This window comes from Acetobacter estunensis (assembly GCF_011516945.1).
In the GTDB taxonomy this organism is placed as follows: Bacteria; Pseudomonadota; Alphaproteobacteria; order Acetobacterales; family Acetobacteraceae; genus Acetobacter; species Acetobacter estunensis.
Map to the genome: position 1 here is coordinate 1 of NZ_WOTH01000012.1, position 22,749 is coordinate 22,749.

Here is a 22,749-nt window from a genome sequence, read left to right on the forward strand (position 1 = left end):
AACAATCAGAGACCATTCTTCGTCGCTGATATCAGACGGATATGGTTTGCGTGCAGTATTCATCCATCTGTTCTGCAACACTCACGCCAGAAAGTACATAACACCCTCTAGGTCAGAGTATGACAGTCTGTCAGGCCACTACGCTGCTGAACAATGTTGTGGCTTCCATTCACTCCGCTGTGACATTGAATGGCTGTGGCAAGGTGACGGCAATGAACACGATTACCTTCCCGCCTTCCGCTGGCGGTGGCGGCTTCGGTTCCTGATTTTTTATCAGAATCGGCCCGCGCAGCCTTCGGGATGCGCGGGTGTTCCGTTTTTCTTTATTATTGGACACTAACCCTGTAAGGGCACGTTTTCCGCACCTCATGGGGTTTGCTCGGTCGTAATGTCATCTCTTTACCGTCAGGAAGCGCTGGACGCTCGTCGGCAGGCCTGGCTGGGACAGGTGCAGGCGACCCAGTCTCTTTCGATCAGAGTGATCGCGTGGGTTACGCTGATCCTCGTCCTCCTCACCGTTGTTTATCTCCGATTCGGCATCTACACCCGGCGCGTGCACGCCACGGGACTGATGCTGCCGCCCACTGGCCTTATCACCATCGATGCGACCGCCGCTGGAATCATCAGTCGGCGCACAGCGGAAGAAGGGCTCCACGTTCACAAGGGCCAACCGCTTTTCGTGATCGACCTTGAGGCGCGCACATTGGCGGGCGCCACGCAGGAACAGGTGCTTGCCCAACTCCATCGTCAGAAAGAATTGCTGGAACGCCAGAAGGAAATCCGCATCGCGGACGCTCCGGTGGAAAAGCAGTCACTGGTCAATCAGATCCGCAATCTCGATCAGCAGCATCGCCTGACGGCTCTGCAGCTTTCTCACGATGCGCAGGTTCTTCCCGTCGTGGAAGCGGCCGTCAACCGTATGCGCAACGCCCAGAGCGCCCACCTCGTGACGGAGACGCAGTTCCAGAGCCAGCTCTACACCTACGCTCAACTGCTGAGCAGTCACGCGCAGTTTCTGCAGAATTACACAGATACCGAAGGCAAGATCGCGGACAACACATCCAAGCTCATGCGCTATGACCGTCAGACGGCGCACGATATCAACGAACTGGATCGGCAGATTTCCGACGTCGATAAGCAGATCGACGAGAGCGAAAGCCACCGCGAAATCGTCATCACCGCGCCGGAAGATGGCGTTCTGACCGCTGTGCGCGGCAATCTGGGGCAGCAGGTGTCCACCGGCGCACCGCTTGTCACGCTGCTGCCCACCGGTCGCACGCTGGACGCGGAACTCTATGTCAGCAGCGCTTCCATCGGCTTTTTGCGTGAAGGCGAGCCGGTTCTTCTGCGTTACGCCGCCTTTCCCTACCAGCGTTTCGGTCTTGCCCGTGGGCATGTGATCGAGATTACACGCGCGCCCCTCACCGCCACGGACCCAACGCAGGCGTCCCAGCAGGCAAATGGGCAGGGAAGCCGCGACAAGAAAGACGGAGGCGGTGGCAACGACATCTACCGTATCCGCGTGAAGCCGGATCTCCCCTATATGATGGCGTATGGGGTGAAGAAACCGCTGGAGGCCGGCATGGCGGTCGAGGCGGATATCGCCATCGATTCCCGTCGACTCTATCAATGGATACTGGACCCTGTGATCAGCATGCATGACAGTCTGACGAACGTCAGCAGCGGGATTACGGGCCAATGAAGAATCCGTTCGCGGCGCTCCAGTTCGGTTTCGGCAAGCGCGTTCCAGTTATTTTGCAGGTTGAGGCTGCCGAGTGCGGACTGGCCTGCATCGCCATGGTCATGGGCTATTACGGCCACCGGATCGACCTCGCGACCATGCGCCGCCGCTACTCCGTCTCCATTCAGGGTGTGACGCTGCGCAGTCTGGTGCAGATCGCGGACCAACTCGGCTTTTCCACCCGCGCCGTGCGGCTGGAACTGGAAGATCTGACCAACCTTCGCAAGCCCTGCATCCTTCACTGGGGCATGAACCACTTTGTGGTGCTGGTGGACGTCAAGGGCGACAAGGTCATTATCAATGACCCGGGCGTGGGGCGCCGGACACTCTCCATGGAGGAGGTGTCGCGCGAGTTCACCGGTGTTGCGCTGGAAATCACCCCCAATGAGGGATTCGAGCGCAAGGACGAGCGCGAGACCATTCGCCTGCGCGATCTGTTCCGCCATGTGGTGGGCCTGCGCGGCGCGCTGATGGGGCTGTTCTTCCTTTCGCTGGGGCTGGAAGTCATTGCGCTGATGTCGCCGATGGTCTCGCAGGTCGTGATCGATGAGGTGATCGTCACCGCCGACCACGATTTGCTCAAGACCATCACCTTCGGGCTGGCGTTGCTGCTGCTGCTCCAGATGTTCATTGGCTCCGTGCGGACCTGGGCTGTGACGCTGTTCAGCACGCGCGTCGGGCTGGAGTGGAGCACCAGCCTGTTCGACCATCTCACGCGCCTGCCGCTGGACTATTTCGCCAAGCGGCATGTGGGTGATGTACTCTCGCGTTTCGGTTCGCTCGGCTCCATCCAGCAGGCGATGACGACCGACATGGTGCAGACCGTCATGGACGGCATCATGGGCGTGGGCATGGGCATCATGCTCTTCGTCTATGGCGGCTGGCTCGGTCTTGTGGCGTGCGTGGCGTTGTTCCTCGACATTTTGCTACGGCTGGTGACGTACAGTACTTACCGCGAAGCGTCGGAGGAGCAGATCGTCGTCAGCGCCAAGCAGCAGAGTCATTTCATCGAGACGCTGCGCGGCATGGCGAGCGTCAAGCTGCTGGGTCTGCGTGAGCGCCGCCGTTCGACGTGGCTCAACATCGTCATCGACAGCATCAATATTAAGCTACGCCTGCAACGGTTCGATCTGATCTATGGCCGTCTGGGTGATTTCATCTTCGGGGCCGATCGTCTCATCATGATGGTGCTGGGCGCGACGCAGGTGATGGATGGCTCCATGTCGGTCGGTATGCTGGTGGCGTTCCTGTCCTACAAGGATCAGTTTGCCGGGCGCGTCGGATCGCTGGTCAGCACCGGATTCAAACTGCGGATGCTCAACATCCAGAGCGATCGTCTGGCCGATATCGTCATGACCGAGCCTGAGCCGATCTCGCCCGGAATCGTGCATGAGGCACACGGCACGCCGGCGGGACTGGCCTGCCGTGGCGTGTCGGTGCGCTATGCCGCGCAGGAGCCATGGATTTTCCGCAATCTGGACCTCGATGTACCGGCTGGCAGCAGTGTCGCCATCGTGGGGCCGTCGGGCTGCGGCAAGACGACGCTGCTCAAATCCATGATGGGGCTGCATCCGCTCGATGACGGCAATATCTACATGGATGGCATCGACATCGCTGTGATGTCGCTGGAAGCCTACCGCGAGCGGATTGCGGGCGTGTTGCAGGATGACGGCCTGTTTTCCGGTTCCATTGCGGACAATATCAGCGGTTTTTCCGATCATCCCGATCAGGCGCTGATCGAGCAGTGCGCACAGCGTGCCGCTATTTTCGATGACATCAAGCGCATGCCCATGGGCTTCGAGACGCTGGTGGGCGACATGGGTGATGCGCTTTCGGGCGGTCAGAAGCAGCGCGTGATTCTTGCCCGTGCGCTCTACAAGCAGCCGCAAATCCTGTTTCTCGATGAGGCGACCAGCCATCTGGATGAATACACGGAATCGCTCGTGGCTCAGTCGCTGCGGGACATGAACGTGACGCGTGTGATGGTGGCGCATCGCCCGGCCACGATTGCGCATGCGGACTACATCTATTCGTTTGAGAAGGGCGGCGAACTGGTGCTGCGCAAGGCACCTCCTCAGCCGGTAGCGCCTGCACCCGCACCCGCACCCGCACCCGCACCCGCACCAGCGGCGGCTCCGGAAACACCGCCCACCGCCTCTCCGGCGGCGGGGACGGGCACGTATGGCATGACCTACGGCTTCGGCGGCGGCTGGCCCAACACATCGCAGTAAAGCCGGGCTTAAATCGACAGGACGTGTCTGCCAGCCACTGACGGCATTGGGTGCGTTCGCTGCGTTGCGGTATGACACTTTTCTCGCATGCAGAGTGGGAAGAGTTCATTGCGGTTCGTGCACACGTCCGACTGGCAGATTGGCAAGACCTTTGGCTTTGCCGACGATGAAGTACTCAATGCGCTCCAGAACGAGCGGCTTGAGGTTATTCTCCGCCTTGGCCGTCTGGCCCGCGCGCAGGGCGCGTCCGACGTGCTGGTGGCGGGCGACGTGTACGACCATGAAAGCCCGTCCGACCGCACGTTGCGTCAGCCGCTGGAGCGGATGCGCCAGTTTCCGGACCTGCGCTGGCACCTGATTCCGGGCAACCATGACGCACATCTGCCCAATGGTGTCTGGTCGCGCGTTCTTCGCGCTGGCCTGCCGGATAACGTGTGCGCGCATCTGGACGCGGCGCCCGTGCCGATGACGCCCGACGGGCAGACATGGCTTTTGCCCGCAGTGCTGAATCGCCGTCACACGATGGGGGATCCGACCGAATGGATGGACGCCGCCACAACGCCGGAAGGTGCGATTCGCATCGGTCTGGCGCACGGTTCCGTCCGCTCCTTTGGCAGCGACGAGAGCGCGCAACACAATCTGATCGCCATCGATCGCTCCGCCCGCGCCGGACTGGCCTATCTGGCCATGGGCGACTGGCACGGATTCAACAGGATCGGTGAGCGCTGCGTCTATTCCGGCACGCCCGAATGTGACGGCTTCGATCTCGGTGGGGAGGGGGGCGGTCACGCGCTGGTGGTGAGCGTGGATGCTCCAGACGCTGTGCCGGATATGGATGTGCACCGCACGGGACGCTTTTTCTGGTGCGAGATGAAAGCTATCGTGACCACGCGCGAGACGATTGACGATCTGGAAAACCGTCTGCGCGCAGTGCATCCGGAAGATCCGAGCTGCGTGCTGGTGAAATTGACGGCCGAAGGTGCCCTCACGCTTGACGATATGACAGCGTTCGAGGACCGGATCCTTGGTTCCGTGGCATCGGCCCTGCGCTGTTTGCGCGTGGAGAAGCTGCCGGAACTGGTGACATCGGCTGATGACCTCATGCTCTTTGATGAATCCGGTGTGGTCAGTCAGGCGGCGGCGCGTTTGCAGGAACTGGCAGCCGCACCGGGAGAGGAACAGGCGCATGCGGCAGCTGCGCTTCAGCGACTGGCCGTGCTGTGGCGCAGCGAGAGGGGGGCGGCATGAGCGGCATGATCCTCACCAGCTTCGAGGTGGAGCAGGTCCGGCGCTTTGGCGCGTGTCACCGGCTGGACGGGCTGGGACCGGGACTGAACCTGCTGGCTGCGCCCAATGAGGCGGGCAAGTCCACCCTGCTGGCGGCTCTCCGGGCGTTGTTTCTGCTGCGGTTCGGATCGAAAACGCAGGCCATTCGTGATCTTGCGCCACGCGATGGGGGCAGTCCGCGTATCCGTGCCGAGTTCACGTTGGGGAACGCGGCATACTGTTTTGAAAAACGCTTTCTGACGAAGGCCTTTGCGCGTTTGAATGGCGAAGGACGTACGTTGGAAGGCGATGACGCGGAAGCCCAAATCAACGATCTGCTCGGGCTGGATGCGGCCAAGCGCGGCGAGGTGGAAGGGCTGTTGTCCACTTTGTGGGTGGGGCAGACACAAAGTTTCACGCCGCCCGAACTTTCTGACACTGCACATCGCACCATTCAGTCCTGTCTTGCCACCGATCTGGACGAGATCACGGGTGGTGCGGAGGCGGGACGCATCCTCGTGCGTGTCAGAAGCGATCTGGCGGAACTGGTCGATGGACGCCGCAAACCCAAGGGACGCTACGCGGACGCGATCGAAGGCGAGGACGCTGCTATCCAGCGCCTGCGGGATCTGGAAAACCGACGTGCGATGCTGGAACACGACATTGCCGATCTGGACCAGTGCTCCCGCCTTCTGACCAAGGAAGCGGACCCGGCCCGGCAGCAGAGGGATCAGTCTGAACTGGAAAAGGCCCGTGCCCAGCGCGATGCGCTGATGCGCTTTGCCACCCGTGTGGCGGAGGGGAAGGCCGCGGTGCAGGAAGCGCAGCGTCTGGCGCAGCGGTGGCGTGATGAGCGCGCGCGTCGGCTGGAGCGTCGCGCGACGCTGACGGCTCTCGGTCATCGGCGGGACGAAGTGGCGGAGGCCGAACGGGCCGCGCAACTGCGTCTGACCCGCGCGGAGAGCGTGCTCGCGGAAAAGCGGACGCAACTGGCGCAGGCGGAAGAGAAGCTGGCACAGGCCGCGCACGCCACCCGCACAGTGGAGCAGCAGGTCGAACGGCTTCGCCTGCGTGAGCAGCGTGACGATGTGAAGCGCAGGCTGGAGCGGCTGGAACGCCTGCGCGATCAGGTGGCGCAGACGCGCGCCGCGTTGGGCGCTATCGCCGTGAACGAGGCGAAACTGCGCGAACTGACCGTGGCCGAACGCGCTGTGGAGACGGCGCAGGCCGCGTTGCAGGCTCAGGCCACGACTCTGGATGTGGCGCTGGACGCCGGGGCTTCCGCGCGCGTCACGCTCGATGGAAAGCCGCTGGTGGATGGACGGAGCAATCTGCTCGATCCGGCGGAGCTGCGTATCGAGGGGGTGGGCGTTTTTCGCATCGCGCCGGCTGTCGGAGATCGGGCCAAAGGACAGGCCGCGCTGGACCGGGCGCGTCATGCGTTCGAAGCCGCGCTGGCCAGCGTGAAATGCGCTGATATGGCGGAAGTTCACGCCACCATGGAGCGCCGTCGCCAGTTGGCCGTGACGTTGGGTGGCGCGGAAGAAGCCCTGAAGGGTGCCTGCGCGGAACCGGGGGCAGGCGCCGCGTCGGATGTCGAGAGTGCGCTGTCCCATCTGCGCGAACGGTTGGCGGCTTGCGATGCGGGCTTGACGGACGGCGTGGAAGAAGAGGGTCTGACAGCGGAGGCGGCGCAGGCCCAGCTTATGGACGCGCGCGCGGCCGCGTTGCAGACCGAGCAGGCCGTGGCGGCTGCGCGTCAGGCCGTGCTGGAACCCGATGGCGAGCATCGTCTGGCCGAGCGTCTGCTCACGGAGCGCCGCGCCGACAGCCGCACTGTGCGCGAACAGATGGAGCGTCTTGCGGCGGAAGACGAGATGGCGCGGGGCGAACTCCCCGATGCCGATCTGGATGAGCGGCTGGGCCGGGCGCAACAGACGCTGGAGCAGGCCGAGCGCGCTCTGGCACGACTGGATGAGCAGCGCCCCGATGGCAGCGAGGCGCTGCTGGATGCGTCCATACAGCGTCTGGAAGAGCGGATTTCCGGCAGTCGCCAGCGTCTGGCCGACTTGCAGCAACGTCGTGCCGCCTTGCTGGCCCGTGTGCAGGCGACGGAGGGCGAAGGTCTGGATGAAACCATTGACGCCACCCGCCGCGAGCGTGACCGGCATTGTTCCGCGCGGGAGGCGTGCGAGCGGGAGGTGGGCGCGCTCCGGCTTCTGGCGCGCACGCTGGAAGAGGCCGAACGGTCCGTGACGGAGCGCTATCTCGCGCCATTGACCCGTGCCGTGCAGCCGGCCATCGAAATGCTGTTCCCCCGTGCCGCGACGCGGTTCGGGACGGATTTCACGATTGAGGGGCTGGAACGCGGACGCGGCGAGGAGACGCTGGATTCGCTGTCCGATGGCACGCGCGAGCAGATTTCCGTTCTGGTGCGGCTGGGGCTGGCAGATCTTCTGCTCGCGCGAGGTCGTCCGGCGATGCTGGTGCTCGATGATGCGCTGTGTTTCTCGGATGCGGCAAGGCTGGAGACGATGTTCGACATTCTCGCGGAAGCGTCCCGACGGATGCAGATCATTGTCATGACCTGCCGCGCGGAAGCGTTCTCCGCTCTCTCGGCGCGAGAGTTGCGGCTGAGCGTTGCAGACATGCCAGCCTGAGCAGGAATGGGCATCGGGTGTCGGCTGTGCGGATGACACGGGGCGGCGACGTTGCTAGAAGGCGCGCAACGCCCGGGCACCGGGCGGGTTCCGGGGCAGCTCACGGGAATTTCGGCCGATGAAGATCGTCGCTTGTAACAGCAACCTCCCCTTGGCCGAGGCCGTGGCAGCAGAGCTCGACATGTCGCTCTGCAATGTCTCGGTCCGCCGCTTTGCGGATATGGAGGTCTTTGTCGAGATCTTCGAGAATGTCCGGGGTGAGGACGTGTTCGTGGTGCAGAGCACCTGCACGCCCACCAATGACAATCTGATGGAACTGCTGATCATGCTCGACGCGCTGCGTCGTGGGTCGGCCCGTCGCATTACCGCTGTCATGCCGTATTTCGGCTATGCCCGGCAGGATCGCAAATCCGGTCCCCGCACGCCGATCAGCGCCAAACTGGTGGCCAATCTGCTGGTCGAGGCCGGGGCGGACCGCGTGCTGACGCTGGATCTGCACGCCATGCAGATTCAGGGCTTTTTCGACATTCCTGTGGACAATCTTTATGCCGCGCCGCTGTTCGTGCGCGACATCAAGGAGCGTTACGGCGACCGCGACCTGATGATCGTCTCGCCCGATGTGGGCGGCGTGGTTCGCGCGCGTCAGTTGGCCCAGCGCCTAAACACCGATCTGGCCATCATCGACAAGCGCCGTGAGCGCGCCGGCGTGTCCGAAGTCATGAACGTGATCGGTGACGTGAAGGGGCGCCACTGTCTTCTGGTGGATGACATCGTGGACAGCGGCGGGTCGCTGTGCAACGCGGCGCAGGCCATCGTGGACAATGGCGCGGCGTCTGTCGGTGCGTATGTCACGCACGGCGTGCTGACAGGGCGTGCGGTTGAGCGTATTGGCGAGTCTCCGATTGAGATGCTGACGCTGACGAACAGCATCAAGGCGACCGAAGCGGTGGAAGCCGCGCACAATATCCGCCAGATCAGCATCGCGGGCCTGCTGGCGCGCGCCATGCGGGCCGTGTCGGACGAAAGCTCCGTCTCTTCGCTGTTCGACTGAGGGAGAGACGCCGTGATTACGCCCACAGCCTACTGGTATCTGCGTCACGGCGAGACGGACTGGAACCGTCAGGGTCTCTCGCAAGGGCGCACGGACATTCCGCTCAACGCCACCGGTCTCGCGCAGGCCGAGGCGGCGGGAAAGGCGCTGGTGGCCAATGCCACGGGCGATCTCAAGATCGCCCGTATCGTGTCCTCCCCACTGTCACGAGCCCTGCGCACGGCTGAGATCGCGGCGGACTGTCTGGCCCACGCCACGGGGCATCGTCCCCTCATAGGCATGGATGTCGGGCTGGAGGAAGTCTGCTTCGGAGAGCAGGAAGGCCAGCCGATGGGGGAGTGGTACGATGACTGGATTGAGGGGCATTACACCCCGCCCGGCGCCGAACCGTTCGCTTTCCTGCGTGACCGGGCTGTGGCCGCGCTCAATCGGGCGCTTGTCGGTCCGGACTTAGTGCTTGTGGTGGCCCATGGGGCGCTGTTCCGCGCCCTGCGCTCGGCCATGCATCTGCCGGCCAATGTGCGCCTTCCCAACGCTGTGCCTCTTCTCGTAGAGCCACCGGTCGGGGGCGCTCCGGCGTGGACGCTGCGCCGCTTCGACTGAGACAGGGCTGCGCGTTGCGGCGCGCAGCCTTGGGGCGTTTCAGCCGAACAGTTTGACGGCTGCCGATCCGACAGCCGTGTGATTCTTGCTCTTGTCTTCGGAGGCGATCACGTTGCCCGTGCTGTCGAGGGCAATGGCGAAGGAACTGCCATGTCCACGGCTGTTGGCTGCGCCGATGCCGGTGTCCGCCTGTTTGGCGGGCGAAGCAGAGGTGCGGCCGCGATGTTGGAGGGCGAGCAGATCGTGGCTGGTGCCGGTAATGCTGGCGGTTGTGCTCATGACGTATCTCCTTGTCCGGCGCTGACCATGCGCCGCCGGAGTTAGCGAAACATGAATCGTTACATCAGATATGAACGCCGGCAGGGCTGGGACGTTGGGAGATCGGGATATTCGTTTCCCGGGAGAAGCAGATATGCGAATGGGTCAGATAATTCCAGCGGCTTTCATGACCATCGGACTGACAGCCGTGTCGTTTGGCGCGGCACAGGCGGCGGATAAGGTGGAATTCGGCGGCCTTTTTACAGGCGAGCACAGCGCGACGTCGCAACCCCATGGGGACGTTAAAGCCACGCTCGATCCGGACACCAATAAACTATCCTACAGCATCCGCTGGAGAGGTCTGAGCGGTCCGGTGCAGGCCGCCCATTTTCATGGTCCGGCTAGTCCGGATCAAGATGCGGATGTCATCGCCCCGATCGACGGTCCGTATAACGAGCCACTCAAGGGCACAGTCCAACTCGACAGCGAGCAGGTGGCGGAAGTCATGAAGGGGCAGGTATATGTGAACCTGCACACTCAGGCGTTCCCCAATGGAGAAGCCCGTGCCCAGCTTGTGAAGCAGTGATGCCTGTCAAAGAGGCGTAATCATCTTTGAAAACCGATTATCTGTCAGAGGAATCAGGGTGAAGGGATCAGCGATCCCTTCCGGGTTCGGGCAGCGCCCGGTAATCATCCTCTCCTTGCGGAATCAGCATTCCACAAAATCCGCGCGACGATAGCCTTGGGCGAAGAGTGCTGCGCACAGCATGCCGTGATCGATACGATTGACGATCTCGCGTCGCACGGCGGGCTTGGCGTGGTAGGCTAGTCCCAGTCCTGCCGTGCGGAGCATGGGCAGGTCGTTCGCCCCGTCGCCAATGGCCAGCGTTGCCGCAAACGGCGCATGGGCAGCGGAGGCAAGCCGCGTCAGATGCGCGAGCTTGCTGTCGGGACCGAGGATCGGCTCCGAGACGGTGCCCGCCAGACGGTCTCCATGAATGTCGAGGGTATTGGCGTGATGTTCGGCAAAGCCGCAGGCTTTCGCCACGCGGTCCGTGAACCACGTAAAGCCACCCGAGACCAGCGCCGTGACAGCGCCGTTCGCCTTCATGGTGGCGACAAGGGTCTTCGCACCCTTGTTGATCCGAACCTCTTTCCAGGCCTGTTCCAGCAGGGAGGCGGGCAGATCGTGCAGAAGGGCGACGCGGCTGCGCAACGAGGTAGCGAAGTCGATCTCGCCGTTCATGGAACGGCGGGTTACAGCGGCCACTTCGCCTCCAAGGCCGGGGCGCAGGCTTTCGGCCTGAGCGGCGATGTCGTCCAGCGTTTCGTTGGCCACCATGGTGCTGTCCATGTCGGCCACGAGCACGCGCTTGCGTCGGCCTTCGCCCGGTCCATACAGCACGTCGATAAAACGGCTGGAGAGCGCGGTACGGATGGCATCGATCTGCGCTGGTGTGAGCGGCGCGCAGGGGATATCCACGGCCTCACCGTCCGAAAGGGTGGCGGCCGTGCGTCCTGCGGCCAGCGTCGTGGCGAGATCGATGTCCTCACGTGTGAGGGTCGTGGCTTCGCGGTTGGCGACGAGTGTCAGGATGGCAGTCATGATGTCCCTGCGTGTGGCAGGGTTGGCGGAAAGAGGCAAGCGGTTGGCGGATCGGGGCAAGCAGGGGGGCGGCACGGTGGAGCGCGCGGCCGTGATCGTTGCGGGGCCGACCTGTTCGGGCAAGTCGGCGCTCGCGCTCGCACTGGGGGAGCGTCTGGCGGGAGAGCGATGGCGCGGCGGCACTATCATCAACGCGGATTCCATGCAGGTGTATCGTGACCTGCGCATCCTGACGGCCCGCCCGACACCGGAGGACGAAGCACGCCTGCCGCATCGTCTCTACGGCGTCAGTCCGGCGGCCGAGGCGCGCAGTGTCGCATGGTGGCGCGAACAGGCTCTGGCCGCGATGGAAGAGGCGTGGGCGGTGGGACGTCTGCCCATTCTGTGTGGCGGGACGGGCATGTATCTGCGCGCGCTCACCAACGGTCTGGCCGAAGTGCCCGAGCCGACGGAGGCGGCCCGCGCTGAGGCCCGCGCGCTGGCGGCAGACCCGGCAGCCCTGCATGTCCGGCTGGCGGAGGTGGACCCCGCGACCGCCGCCACTCTCCGTCCGAGCGATCCGCAGCGTCTGGCGCGGGCATGGGAGGTATGGCGCAGCACGGGAAAGGGGCTTGTGTGGTGGCGCGCCCAGCCCGGCCTGCCCCCGGCGTCCTGTCGTTTTGTCATGGTGCGACTCGCACCCAAGCGGGAGGTGCTGCGGGAGGCCATCGCGCGCAGGTTTGCGGTGATGATGGAGCAGGGGGCGGTCGAGGAAGTGCGCGCCTTGATGGCGCAGGGGCTGGACCCCGCACTTCCCGCCATGCGCGCGCATGGCGTGCCGGAACTCTCGGCTATGCTGCGCGGGGTGTTGTCGCGCGAGGAAGCGGAGGAGCGCGCCGTGCAGGCCACAGGGCGTTACACCAAGCGGCAGGCGACATGGTTTGCTCACCAGAAATTGGTGGCGGATGAGGATGAGTTTATAATCGGAAACAGATTCGCTGACTCTGCGCAATTTTCGGAAAGGAAGAACGAAGAAATCGTATCTTTTGTTCTCAATCGGATTGACGCAGTGAGCGCACGGGCCTAAACCCGCACTCCACCCGCGCCATTGGGGCGTGGGCCACGGCCATGAATGTGTCCGGGAGCGTCCCGGTCCGGCCCCAGACAACCCGGCTTGGAGAGCGATGCCGGGGGAGATGACGCCATGAACGCCACCACCAAGACAGATATGACCCTGCCCGAGGCCAGCACCGCGCTGACCGGTGCCGAGGTGCTCATGAAGGTCCTTGTGGATCAGGGCGTCGAGGTCATTTTCGGTTATCCGGGCGGGGCCGTCCTTCCCATTTATGATGCGCTGTTCCAGCAGGACCGCATTCGCCACATTCTGGTGCGTCATGAACAGGCCGCCGTGCATGCGGCTGAGGCCTATGCCCGTTCCACCGGCAAGGTGGGCGTGGTGCTGGTCACCAGCGGTCCCGGTGCGACCAATGCCGTGACCGGTCTTCTGGACGCGCTGATGGACTCCATCCCTGTCGTCTGTCTGAGTGGACAGGTGCCGGTGTCCCTGATCGGCAACGATGCGTTTCAGGAAGCCGACACGACAGGCATCACGCGACCGGTCACGAAATACAATTATCTGGTCAAGCGTCCGGAGGATCTGGCGTCCACCGTGCATGAGGCGTTCACGGTGGCCCGCACGGGCCGTCCGGGGCCGGTGCTGGTGGATCTGCCCAAGAACATCACCGTCGGACCGGCGCCTTATGAGCCGCCGGGCGGCCCGGAGCGTGCGTCCTATCGTCCGCGCACGGAGCCGGATCACGACGCCGTGGCGCGCGCTGTTGCGGCCATGGTGAAGGCCAAGCGCCCGCTGTTCTATGTGGGCGGCGGTGTGGTGAACGCGGGGCCGAAAGCCAGCGAAGATCTGACGGCGCTGGTGCATGAAACGGGCTTTCCCTGCACCGCAACGCTGATGGGTCTCGGTGCCTTTCCGGGCAGCGACAAGCAGTTCCTCGGCATGCTGGGGATGCATGGCACATATGAGGCCAATCTGGCCACACATGACTGCGACGTGCTGATCGCGCTCGGCTCGCGCTTCGATGATCGTGTCACGGGGCGCGTGGATGCGTTCTCGCCGCATTCCTTCAAGATTCACGCCGACATCGATCCATCGCAGATCAACAAGATCATTCGCGTGGACGTGCCGATCGTGGGCGATGCCGGTCGCACCATCGAACTGATGCGCGAGGAATGGAAGAAACAGGCGGCCAAGCCCGATGCGGAGGCGCTGAAGGCGTGGTGGGCGCGGATCAAGGCGTGGCGTGCGCTTGATTGTCTCCGCTTCACGCAGGATCCATCCCCCGATGCCGTCATCAAGCCGCAGCAGGCGATCCGCCGTATCCATGAGTTGGCAGTCGAGACGGGTCGTGAGACCTTCGTGAGTACGGAAGTGGGCCAGCATCAGATGTGGGCGGCGCAGTTCTTCAGCTTCGAGAAGCCCAATCACTGGCTGACCTCGGGCGGTCTTGGCACGATGGGCTATGGTCTGCCGGCCGCGATGGGCGCGCAGGTGGCGCATCCGGACGCTCTGGTGATCGACGTGGCGGGTGAAGCCTCGACCCTGATGAACATTCAGGAACTGGGGACGATCGCGCAGTATCGCCTTCCGGTGAAGATCTTCATCATCAACAACCACTATATGGGCATGGTCCGGCAGTGGCAGGAACTGCTGCACGGTTCGCGCTATTCCGAAAGCTACAGCGCGGCTCTGCCTGATTTCGTGAAGCTGGCGGACAGTTTCCACGCCAAGGGATTCCGCGCCACGAAACTGAGCGAACTGGATGACACGATCCGCGCGGCCCTCGCGCATGAGGGCGCTGCGGTGATCGACATCTGCGTGGCCGAAGGGGAGAACTGCTTCCCGATGATCCCATCAGGAGCCGCGCATAACGAGATGATCCTTGGCCCAGAGCAGGAAGAAAAAGGCGCGGGCATCACGGATGAAGGGCGGATGCTCGTCTGACGTGAACCCGTCGGGACCGTCCTGCACGGGCGGTCCCTTTTCTTTTGCCCGCGCGGCCTATACAGCCGCACCGATGTCGCAGCGGATGTTGAGTCCATGAAACATATTTCCGGTCCGTCCTTCGAGACGGCAAATCTTTCCGCCGATGGCTACGCTTGCGGTCCCGATACGCAGGTGCGCGCGGTGATCTCCGTGCTGGTGGACAACGAGAGCGGCGTGCTGGCCCGCGTTGTCGGCCTGTTCTCCGGACGTGGCTACAACATCGAGAGCCTGACGGTTGCGCCGGTCGAAGCCGAGGGCGGTCGTTCACGCATCAACATCGTCACGTCCGGTACGCCGGAGATCATCGAGCAGATCCGCGCTCAGCTTGAGCGGCAGGTGCCGGTGTGCCGTGTTGCCAACCTGACGACGCTTGGGCCACATATCGCTCGCGAAATGGTGCTCGTGAAGGTGGTGTCCACGGGTGAGGCCCGAACCGAGGCACTCCGCATTGCGGAGGCGTTCCGGGCGAGGGCAGTGGACACGACCGCGAGTTCCTTCGTCTTCGAGTTGACGGGAGCGAGTGACAAGTTGGACAGCTTCATCGAACTGATGCGCCCCATCGGACTGGCCGAGGTGTCCCGTACGGGCGTCGCCGGTCTGACCCGAGGCCCCCGCACGCTCTGACGATTTTCCTTTGCGGACACGGCGCTTCTCTTGGCACCGGGTCCGCCGATTTCCACTGAAAGGCAGAACACATGTCCATGCGTGTCTATTACGATCGCGATGCCGACGTGAACCTGATCAAGAACAAGAAGGTCGCGATCATCGGTTATGGCAGCCAGGGCCACGCCCATGCCAACAACCTCAAGGACAGCGGCGTCAAGGAGATCGTCATCGGTCTGCGTCCGACGTCTTCCGCCGTCGCCAAGGCCGAGGGTGCCGGCTTCAAGGTGATGACGCCTGATGAAGCCGCCAAGTGGGCCGATGTCGTCATGGTGCTGACGCCGGACGAAGGGCAGGGCGCGCTCTACAAGGAGTCGCTTGAGAAGAACATGAAACAGGGTGCGGCGCTGGCGTTCGCACACGGTCTGTCCGTTCATTTCCGCATCATCGAGCCGCGCCCTGACCTCGACGTGTTCCTGATCGCGCCGAAGGGCCCGGGCCACACGGTTCGTTCCGAGTATCAGCGTGGCGGCGGCGTGCCGTCCCTCGTGGCCGTGGCGCAGAACGCTTCGGGCAATGCGCTTGAGATCGCCCTGTCCTATGCTTCCGCCAATGGCGGTGGCCGTGCGGGCATCATCGAGACGACGTTCAAGGAAGAGGTCGAGACCGACCTGTTCGGTGAGCAGGCCGTGCTGTGCGGTGGTCTTGTCGAACTGATCCGCGCCGGTTTCGAGACGCTGGTCGAGGCGGGTTATGCTCCCGAGATGGCCTATTTCGAGTGCCTGCACGAGATGAAGCTGATCGTGGACCTGATCTACGAAGGTGGCATCGCCAATATGAACTACTCCATCTCGAACACGGCCGAGTACGGTGAGTATGTTTCGGGTCCGCGCGTTGTGACGCCGGAGACGAAAGCCGAGATGAAGCGCATCCTGAACGACATTCAGGACGGCACGTTCGTGCGCAACTTCATCCTTGAGAACCAGTCCGGCAATGTCGGCTTCAAGGCTGTCCGTGCCCGCAACGATGCGCACCCGATCGAGGCGACCGGCGAAAAGCTGCGCGCCATGATGCCGTGGATCGCGAAGTCCAAGCTCGTGGACAAGACGAAGAACTGATCTTTGTTTTTTGTGAGATGCGGGCTTTAGGTCCGCATCTGTGAAAAGCCCCTTTCCTGTCTGATGCAGGGAAGGGGTTTTTCGTGAGAGATGCTGTTTATTTCAGGCGAACCATGGCGCATGGTTTGGGGGCGCCTCTGATTTCAATGTCGGCCATACCTGAATCCCGGATCAGTTCGCTCAATTTGGCATAACCAAAATTCTTGGCTGTGAAAGGTGTTTTCATCTTTCCAAGGTTGATGCCAACAACAGAAAGAGAGGCCCATCCTGTCGCGTCGGCAGAGGCGCGCATGGCCTTGCGCAGTCTGTTCAGATCGTTCTTTTCGGGAATACGCCGGGTGGAAAAACGCTGTGTGTCTGCAACAGTCTCCGTTTCTTCCAAAGTATCGAAATAAACAAACACGTCGCACGCTTTGGTGAAGGAATGCGGTGTTTTCCGATCCCCAAATCCATAGGTTGTGACACCCTGTTTTCGGATACGGGCGGCAAGACAGGTAAAATCGCTGTCGCTTGAGATGAGGCTGAAGTCAGAAAATTGCCTTGTGTGCAGCGGGTCCATGGCATCGATAATCATTGCGCTGTCGGGGGCGTTTTTTTTATGTGTATAAGAAAACTTCTGGCAGGGATGTATGGAGTGTTCGAGCAGAGCCTCTTTCCGTTCAGATGCGCTTGAGATGAGCGGGGCCATAGGAGCGGACCCGGTTGAGAAGTGGCGTGAGGATGCGCGGTGTGATGTTGTCGCCATCGATCAGAACGGCTAACGATTTTTTGTTGTCTGTTTCGGATTCCATAGAAATGGAAACGCCTTTCCTCAAACTTGCAATGTCATGCAGAAGATATGTCTGTCTGCACGGCTTTGCCGCCGTTCTCTGACGTGAGAGGATGCAGTCTGCTCTCTCGTATGGAGATTTCACCAATGACCATCAAACGCCTCGCCCCCGAAGAACGCCTCAGCGGAGCCTCTGTCTGCGGAAACATGGTTTATCTCGCAGGCCAGATTGCCGATGACACAACGCTGGACGTGGAGGGCCAGACCGCTGACATCCTGCGTCAGATCGACACGCTGCTAGCCGAGGCTGACACGAGCAAGAGCAACCTGCTCTCGGTTCAGATCTTCCTTGCCGATATCAACGATATGGCCGCGATGAACCGTGCGTGGGATGCGTGGCTGGACCGTGCCAACAAGCCTGCCCGCGCTACAGTGGAAGCCAAGCTGGCCGATCCGTCATGGAAGGTCGAGATCACGGGGGTCGCCGTTATTCCCTGACGTCATCAGGATTGTTCCGGTGCGCTATTCCGTCACCCGGACGATGCGCCGCCCGCGAATGCGACCAGCCAGCAGATCGTCCGCGGCACGCACGACATCGGGCAGGCGGCATTCGCTCACCACCGTTTCGAGCTGGCGCACATCGAGCAGTTCTGCCAGCAACGCCCACGCTTCCGTGCGTTCGGATGGTGGGCACATGACACTGTCGATGCCCATCAGGCTGATCCCGCGCAGGATAAAGGGCGCGACGGTCAAGGGCAGGTCCATGCCGGCGGCCAAACCACACGCTGCCACAGCACCGCGATGGGTGATGGAAGCGCAGAGCGTAGCCAGCACCTGCCCTCCCGCCACGTCGATTCCACCTGCCCAGCGGGCCTTTTCCAATGGTTTGCCCGTAGGAGCCAGAGTTTCGCGTCCCAGAACTTCGCGTGCGCCAAGTCCTTGCAGCCACTCTTTTTCCTGCGTGCGTCCTGTAATGGCCACGACCTCATAGCCCAGTCTGGCAAGCAGCATCACCGCCACACAGCCGACGCCACCAGAGGCACCTGTCACCACGATAGGGCCGCGTGATGGGACGAGACCCGCGCGTTCCAGTGCCATCACGCACAGCATCGCGGTATAACCCGCGGTGCCGATAATCATCGCTTCGCGCGTGGTGAAGGCTTCGGGCAAAGGGGTGAGCCATTCACCGCTGACGCGGGCATGGCCAGCGAAACCGCCCCAGTGCCGCTCCCCTACACCCCAGCCGTTCAGCAACACCTTGTCGCCCGGTTTGAAAGCCGGCGTGTCTGAGGACAGCACGGTGCCCGCGAAGTCGATTCCGGGAATCATGGGAAAGGATTTGACGATGGGGCCGCGCCCCGTGATCGCCAGCGCGTCCTTGTAGTTGAGGGTGGACCATTCCACCCCCACGAGAACATCGCCCTGCGGGAGTTGGCTGTCCTCCAGTTGACGGAGACTGACGTGTTGACGCCCATCGTTGAGGCGCTCGATCATCATGGCATCAAACATGGGAATCCTCCCTGTTTCCGCATCCTTGTCCTCACATGAAATCAAGTGAGGCTGGACGCTGTCATTCTGTCCGATGATCGGTGTTATCGCTGAGTCTATGCCAATATTTTCGCGCGGCAATCACTTCACACCTGCGTGGCCGGTCGATGCCTTGAATTGTAACAAAACATCGCATGGTAGTGCTGTTTGGGATTGTAAAACGGGAAGGATCGCCCCATGTCAGTCGGGCGTGCCGGTTTCTTCTTCCGCACGGTGCGTCGGGCGATTCTGATGTTCTTTCCGTTCAGGAAGGCGACAACAGAATCGCCCGTTACGCCGCGTCATGCGTAATGCTGAAAATATTTTGATTTTGGAGAAGTGGCGCACCCGAAAGGACTCGAACCTCTAACCCCCAGATTCGTAGTCTGGTGCTCTATCCAATTGAGCTACGGGTGCGTTGCGAGGCGCCTTATAGGCGGAGGAAAAACGCCCGACAATCCCCTTTTGTCATTTTTCCGAAAAAATTTCCGTCGTTGCGGAATATATCAGGAAAAATGCGGCGCCATCAGCCGACTCCATGCCTGTGCACGATCACGCAGGAGTTGCATGGCAAAAGTGAGCGCCTTTTTCTGCCGTTCTCCACATGCCGGTTCAGGCAGCATCGTGAAATATGCGGTCTGGGCATAGCCCGTCAGGCGACGAATCATCTCCATGGCTGCGAACCCCGCCATATCCTGTCGGATGACAGCCAGTTCGTCTTCATCGACACCTCTTCTGTGGCGCAGAAAAGCGGGCGCTAGATCGGCCTCCGGTGCGCCGTTCGCACAAAGATGGCGATATTCTGACTCGAAGTTCTCCGCGAACAGCGGCAGCGCCGTCGCCAGATGGGCGCGTGCGTCGGTGTCGGGCAGGGCGAATCCGGCGAGTAGCAGGCTTGCGGCGAACATACCGCAGTCGAAGCCGATGGGGCCGACCAACGCGAACTCGCCGTCGATCACGGCGGTGTCCGTGCCTTTCACCATGATGGAACCCGCGTGCAGATCGCCATGCAACAGAGCCTGCCGACTGGTGAGAAAACGCTCCTGCATCCGGCAGACGGCGTGGTGAATCTGCGCGTCCGTGTGAAGCTGTTTCACGAGATCGGTCAGCGCAGGGTGATGATGGTTGCGGGGATGCACGCGGTAGGGATCGCTCAGCACCAGATCGACGGTGATGCGCGTCAGCACCGTATTGCCGGCAAAGATCTGCTCGCGCCGCGCGCATTCCTCGAACGGGCCGCCGCGCGGAGACGTGTGAAAGGCGGTGTGGGCGATGAAGCGCCCAATCCGGTGCGCCACCGGCAGCGGATCGTGGCCTTTCAGAAGTGCCGGGCCGAGGGTCTCGTAACCGTCGAGGCAATGGGTGATGAGCAAATATAGTGTCGGGTTGAAATGCAGGAGTGCGGGAATGGCGTCGCCCACGAAGGGCGCGACGTTTTCCAGCCATGCTTTTTCGAATGCGGTGCGGTCCAGCGGCATCTTCCATGACGGGTCCACGCGCACATGCGGCAGGGACTGCTTGGCGCACAGCGAACCGGTGGGGCCATGCACCAGCCACACGGTGTTGAGGTTGCCGTCGCTCACTTCCCGGATGGACCAGTTGTCGGGCGCCCCTCCCAGTCGTTGTACCAGTGCGGGCACACCGGCCAGTTCGGCGCGCAGCCCCTCGATATCGAGGGGGCGATAGGAAGGGGGCAGAGAAGGTGCGCTCATGAAGTTGAGCCTGCCACGAAGGGCAGACAAGAAAAAAGCCTCTTTCCGCTTCGTAGGAAGAAGGAAAGAGGCTGCGTCTTATGGCGCGGCCGGTCGCACCTGATCGACGGTGAGGGGCTGTTTGCCCTGCATGAGTCGATCCGCCTCATCCTCGCTTGCTACGGCAGGCGGTGAGCCGCGCAGCGGCATGCGGGCAGTTTCCTTCACCGTCAGCATCGTCACGGCGCCGACAACGGCGGCCGCCATGAGATACCACGCGGGCATGTCGAGTTGTCCGGTTGTCTTCACCAGCCACGCCGTTACCAGCGGCGTCGTGCCGCCGAACAGGGAGACCGAGACGTTGAACGCCACCGAAAGCGCTGTGTAGCGAATGGGCGTGTAGAACAGCGCGGGCAGCGTGGACGGCATGGAACTGGTGAAGCACACCAGCGCCAGTCCGAGCAGCATCAGGCCCGTGAAGATCAGCATGTCATTGCCGCTGCGGATCAGGTGGAAGCAGGGAATGGCGAGCACCAGAAGCGCCAGACAGGCGCCGATGATCATGGGACGACGCCCCAGCCGGTCGCTGAAATAACCTCCCACCACATTCAGTGGCATCATCATCAGCATGACGATGATGATGAGGATCAACCCCTTGCTCTCAGGGTAGTTGAGCGTGACCGTCATGTAGCTCGGGATATAGGTAAGCAGCATGTAATCGGTGACGTTGAACACCAGCACGAGTCCGATGCACTTCAGAAGCTGCCGCCAATGCACCACGAGCAGTTCGCGCCAGCCCGGTTTTTCAAGCTCGCGTTTTTCCGCTTCCACGGCGTAGGCCTGAAAGGCCGGTGTCTCTTCCAGCTTCATGCGCATGTAGAGACCCAGAAGCCCGAGAGGTCCGGCAATGAGGAAGGGTATGCGCCAGCCCCAACTCACCATGGCGGTCTCATCCAGCGTCAACTGAAGCGCGGTCACCACGCCTGCGCCGGCCACGTAGCCCGCCAGCGTGCCGAACTCCAGCCAGCTCCCCATCAGGCCGCGATTTCGGTCGGTGGAGTATTCCGCAATGAAGGTGGCCGCTCCCCCGTATTCGCCGCCTGTGGAGAACCCCTGCACCAGACGGGCGAGCAGGAGCAGCAGGGGCGCGCCAACACCGATTCGGCCATAGGACGGGATGAGGCCGATGGAAAACGTCCCCAGCGCCATCAGGATCATGGTGGTGGCGAGCACCTTCTGGCGTCCGTAGCGGTCTCCCAGCGGTCCGAACACGGCGCCGCCGATGGGACGCACGAGAAAGGCGACGGTGAAGGTGGCGAATGTGGCGATCAGCCGCACCATGGCGTCATCGGATGGGAAGAACACCTTGCCCAGCGTGACGGCGATGTAGCCATAAACGCCGAAGTCGAACCACTCCATGGCGTTGCCAAGAGCGGCCGCGCCGACGGCTCTTTTAAGCATATCCGTGTCAACGACAGTAATGTCATCCGGACTTAACTGCTTTCGACGCTTGAACCAGCCGAAATGCGGGTGAAGTGTGTCGTGAGTATTCATGGGGAACACCTCTTCCTGCAGTGCGTTTTGAAATCTGTGCAGGGGATGTTCGTGGCTACTGTGGAACTGTTATCGGATCTCATGGCGCTGCATTTACACATTTCCGTCATGTATGTCGAAAATAGAATATCTGTTGAAGAGACAACGCATCGGCACCGGAAAAGATTGTCCGTTTTCTAAAAGGCCGGTGGGGGCGAGGGCGTATGACGCATTCCGACAACACCTTGGCCATTTCCGTGCGCTGTCTTTGGGATCGCGCTTGCGTCCATCCGCTCCCATGTGAAGGATGGCGGCCATGACAGCCACACCCTCATCTCCCGTTCTCAAGACCGCTCTCGCCGGTCTGCACGGCGCACTCGCCCGGGCGCGGGAAGACGTAACGCCGTTCCGCCACTGGACGCTGGACGATGTGCTGCCCGAAGCGGCCTGTCAGGCTCTGGTGGAATGGGAACCCGAACCGACCTCCGTTGCGGGCGACACGGGTGGGCGACGCGAGACCCGCAATGGCGCGCGGGTGTTTGTGGAACCGCAGGCGCGCGCGCGCGACGCACGACTGGATGTGATGGCGCGGATGTTCGATGCGCCGGAGGGACGTGCGGCCATTGAGGCGTTATGCGACACCGATCTGGCGCATACGGCCCTGCGGCTGGAACTGAGTCTGGACACGGATGGCTTCTGGCTGGAGCCGCACACCGATATTGGCGCCAAGAAACTGACGTTGCTGATTCCGCTCTCCGAGCATCCTGACGCCGAACAGTGGGGCACGGATCTGATGAACGCGGAGGGGGATTCCGTGGTCCGCAGTTCCGGCCGTTTCAACAGCGGCACCCTGTTCGTGCCGGGTGACGATACGTGGCATGGCTTTGTCCGTCGCCCCATCACGGGCTTGCGGCGCGGGTTGATCGTCAATTTCGTGGACACGACATGGCGGGCCACGCAGGAACTGGCGTTCGGTCCCGCTATCTGATTGCGATACCCTCTGGCGGTTCTGTCGTGTGCTCCGTCACGACAGAACGGTCTTGGCAAAACGG

The 22,749-nt window shown here is 62.2% G+C and carries 22 protein-coding genes and 1 tRNA gene; 14 read left to right on the top strand and 9 right to left on the bottom strand.

What is annotated here, in order from left to right:
* The first annotated feature begins 119 nt into the window (after nucleotides 1-119).
* From GOB87_RS07650 to GOB87_RS07680, 7 genes are all read left to right on the top strand, one after another.
* On the top strand, nucleotides 120-266 hold the full coding sequence (locus GOB87_RS07650; RefSeq protein ID WP_166314601.1) for a hypothetical protein: 147 nt from the start codon (nucleotides 120-122) through the stop codon (nucleotides 264-266).
* Nucleotides 267-388: 122 nt separating this feature from the next.
* Nucleotides 389-1,702 (top strand): HlyD family secretion protein, encoded by a 1,314-nt coding sequence (locus GOB87_RS07655; RefSeq protein ID WP_166314604.1) that lies wholly within the window; start codon nucleotides 389-391, stop codon nucleotides 1,700-1,702.
* Nucleotides 1,699-3,972 carry a peptidase domain-containing ABC transporter gene (locus GOB87_RS07660; RefSeq protein ID WP_242006235.1) on the top strand — a complete coding sequence of 758 codons (2,274 nt, stop codon included), beginning with the start codon at nucleotides 1,699-1,701 and terminating at the stop codon, nucleotides 3,970-3,972. The genes GOB87_RS07655 and GOB87_RS07660 overlap by 4 nt, the downstream gene beginning before the upstream one ends.
* Nucleotides 3,973-4,059: 87 nt before the next feature.
* A complete protein-coding gene (locus GOB87_RS07665; RefSeq protein ID WP_242006236.1) occupies nucleotides 4,060-5,220 on the top strand; it encodes a metallophosphoesterase family protein in 1,161 nt (386 codons plus the stop codon).
* Nucleotides 5,217-7,898 carry an AAA family ATPase gene (locus GOB87_RS07670; RefSeq protein WP_166314607.1) on the top strand — a complete coding sequence of 894 codons (2,682 nt, stop codon included), beginning with the start codon at nucleotides 5,217-5,219 and terminating at the stop codon, nucleotides 7,896-7,898. Before GOB87_RS07665 ends, GOB87_RS07670 begins: the two co-directional genes overlap by 4 nt.
* A gap of 118 nt (nucleotides 7,899-8,016) precedes the next feature.
* Nucleotides 8,017-8,949: a ribose-phosphate pyrophosphokinase gene (locus GOB87_RS07675; protein WP_166314610.1), complete on the top strand. Its 933-nt coding sequence runs from the start codon at nucleotides 8,017-8,019 to the stop codon at nucleotides 8,947-8,949.
* A 12-nt stretch (nucleotides 8,950-8,961) separates the two neighbouring features.
* Nucleotides 8,962-9,552, top strand: coding sequence for a histidine phosphatase family protein (locus GOB87_RS07680; protein WP_166314613.1), 591 nt, complete (start codon nucleotides 8,962-8,964; stop codon nucleotides 9,550-9,552).
* Nucleotides 9,553-9,591: 39 nt separating this feature from the next.
* On the opposite strand, the gene GOB87_RS07685 is transcribed toward GOB87_RS07680, so the two are convergent.
* Nucleotides 9,592-9,831 (bottom strand): hypothetical protein, encoded by a 240-nt coding sequence (locus tag GOB87_RS07685; RefSeq protein ID WP_166314616.1) that lies wholly within the window; start codon nucleotides 9,829-9,831, stop codon nucleotides 9,592-9,594.
* A 133-nt stretch (nucleotides 9,832-9,964) separates the two neighbouring features.
* Between GOB87_RS07685 and GOB87_RS07690 the strand changes: the two genes are divergently transcribed.
* Complete coding sequence (locus tag GOB87_RS07690) at nucleotides 9,965-10,396, top strand: CHRD domain-containing protein (RefSeq protein WP_166314619.1); 432 nt, start codon at nucleotides 9,965-9,967, stop codon at nucleotides 10,394-10,396.
* 123 nt (nucleotides 10,397-10,519) lie between these two features.
* On the opposite strand, the gene serB is transcribed toward GOB87_RS07690, so the two are convergent.
* Nucleotides 10,520-11,416, bottom strand: coding sequence for a phosphoserine phosphatase SerB (gene serB / locus GOB87_RS07695; protein WP_166314621.1), 897 nt, complete (start codon nucleotides 11,414-11,416; stop codon nucleotides 10,520-10,522).
* 1 nt (nucleotide 11,417) lies between these two features.
* On the opposite strand from serB, the gene miaA reads away from it, so the two are divergent.
* On the top strand, nucleotides 11,418-12,482 hold the full coding sequence (gene miaA, locus GOB87_RS07700; RefSeq protein WP_166314922.1) for a tRNA (adenosine(37)-N6)-dimethylallyltransferase MiaA: 1,065 nt from the start codon (nucleotides 11,418-11,420) through the stop codon (nucleotides 12,480-12,482).
* Here miaA and GOB87_RS16965 read toward each other — a convergent pair.
* Entirely contained in the window at nucleotides 12,479-12,601 is a 123-nt protein-coding gene (locus GOB87_RS16965) for a hypothetical protein (protein ID WP_264805869.1), read from the bottom strand. The genes miaA and GOB87_RS16965 overlap by 4 nt on opposite strands.
* Here GOB87_RS16965 and ilvB point away from each other — a divergent pair.
* The 3 genes from ilvB (at nucleotide 12,600) to ilvC (ending at nucleotide 16,177) form a co-directional block, all read left to right on the top strand.
* The gene (gene ilvB / locus GOB87_RS07705) at nucleotides 12,600-14,414 is read left to right on the top strand and encodes a biosynthetic-type acetolactate synthase large subunit (protein ID WP_166314624.1); all 1,815 of its coding nucleotides are present in this window, start codon (nucleotides 12,600-12,602) and stop codon (nucleotides 14,412-14,414) included. The genes GOB87_RS16965 and ilvB overlap by 2 nt on opposite strands.
* Nucleotides 14,415-14,510: 96 nt before the next feature.
* Entirely contained in the window at nucleotides 14,511-15,080 is a 570-nt protein-coding gene (gene ilvN, locus GOB87_RS07710; RefSeq protein WP_166314641.1) for an acetolactate synthase small subunit, read from the top strand.
* A gap of 77 nt (nucleotides 15,081-15,157) precedes the next feature.
* Complete coding sequence (gene ilvC / locus GOB87_RS07715) at nucleotides 15,158-16,177, top strand: ketol-acid reductoisomerase (RefSeq protein ID WP_166314925.1); 1,020 nt, start codon at nucleotides 15,158-15,160, stop codon at nucleotides 16,175-16,177.
* A 97-nt stretch (nucleotides 16,178-16,274) separates the two neighbouring features.
* Here ilvC and GOB87_RS07720 read toward each other — a convergent pair whose 3' ends face one another.
* Together GOB87_RS07720 and GOB87_RS16970 are read right to left on the bottom strand one after the other, a co-directional pair.
* Nucleotides 16,275-16,865 (bottom strand): NYN domain-containing protein, encoded by a 591-nt coding sequence (locus GOB87_RS07720; RefSeq protein ID WP_242006239.1) that lies wholly within the window; start codon nucleotides 16,863-16,865, stop codon nucleotides 16,275-16,277.
* Complete coding sequence (locus tag GOB87_RS16970) at nucleotides 16,837-16,968, bottom strand: PIN domain-containing protein (RefSeq protein ID WP_264805865.1); 132 nt, start codon at nucleotides 16,966-16,968, stop codon at nucleotides 16,837-16,839. Before GOB87_RS16970 ends, GOB87_RS07720 begins: the two co-directional genes overlap by 29 nt.
* Nucleotides 16,969-17,093: 125 nt before the next feature.
* Between GOB87_RS16970 and GOB87_RS07725 the strand changes: the two genes are divergently transcribed.
* The gene (locus GOB87_RS07725) at nucleotides 17,094-17,444 is read left to right on the top strand and encodes a RidA family protein (RefSeq protein WP_166314644.1); all 351 of its coding nucleotides are present in this window, start codon (nucleotides 17,094-17,096) and stop codon (nucleotides 17,442-17,444) included.
* A gap of 24 nt (nucleotides 17,445-17,468) precedes the next feature.
* On the opposite strand, the gene acuI is transcribed toward GOB87_RS07725, so the two are convergent.
* From acuI to proP, 4 genes are all read right to left on the bottom strand, one after another.
* The gene (gene acuI, locus GOB87_RS07730; protein WP_166314647.1) at nucleotides 17,469-18,455 is read right to left on the bottom strand and encodes an acrylyl-CoA reductase (NADPH); all 987 of its coding nucleotides are present in this window, start codon (nucleotides 18,453-18,455) and stop codon (nucleotides 17,469-17,471) included.
* A gap of 358 nt (nucleotides 18,456-18,813) precedes the next feature.
* Nucleotides 18,814-18,890: transfer RNA gene (locus tag GOB87_RS07735), tRNA-Arg, on the bottom strand.
* 89 nt (nucleotides 18,891-18,979) lie between these two features.
* A complete protein-coding gene (mtnK, locus tag GOB87_RS07740) occupies nucleotides 18,980-20,185 on the bottom strand; it encodes an S-methyl-5-thioribose kinase (RefSeq protein WP_166314650.1) in 1,206 nt (401 codons plus the stop codon).
* 78 nt (nucleotides 20,186-20,263) lie between these two features.
* Complete coding sequence (gene proP / locus GOB87_RS07745; RefSeq protein ID WP_166314653.1) at nucleotides 20,264-21,718, bottom strand: glycine betaine/L-proline transporter ProP; 1,455 nt, start codon at nucleotides 21,716-21,718, stop codon at nucleotides 20,264-20,266.
* Nucleotides 21,719-22,013: 295 nt separating this feature from the next.
* On the opposite strand from proP, the gene GOB87_RS07750 reads away from it, so the two are divergent.
* The gene (locus tag GOB87_RS07750) at nucleotides 22,014-22,685 is read left to right on the top strand and encodes a 2OG-Fe(II) oxygenase (protein WP_242006240.1); all 672 of its coding nucleotides are present in this window, start codon (nucleotides 22,014-22,016) and stop codon (nucleotides 22,683-22,685) included.
* The last annotated feature ends 64 nt before the right edge of the window (nucleotides 22,686-22,749 follow it).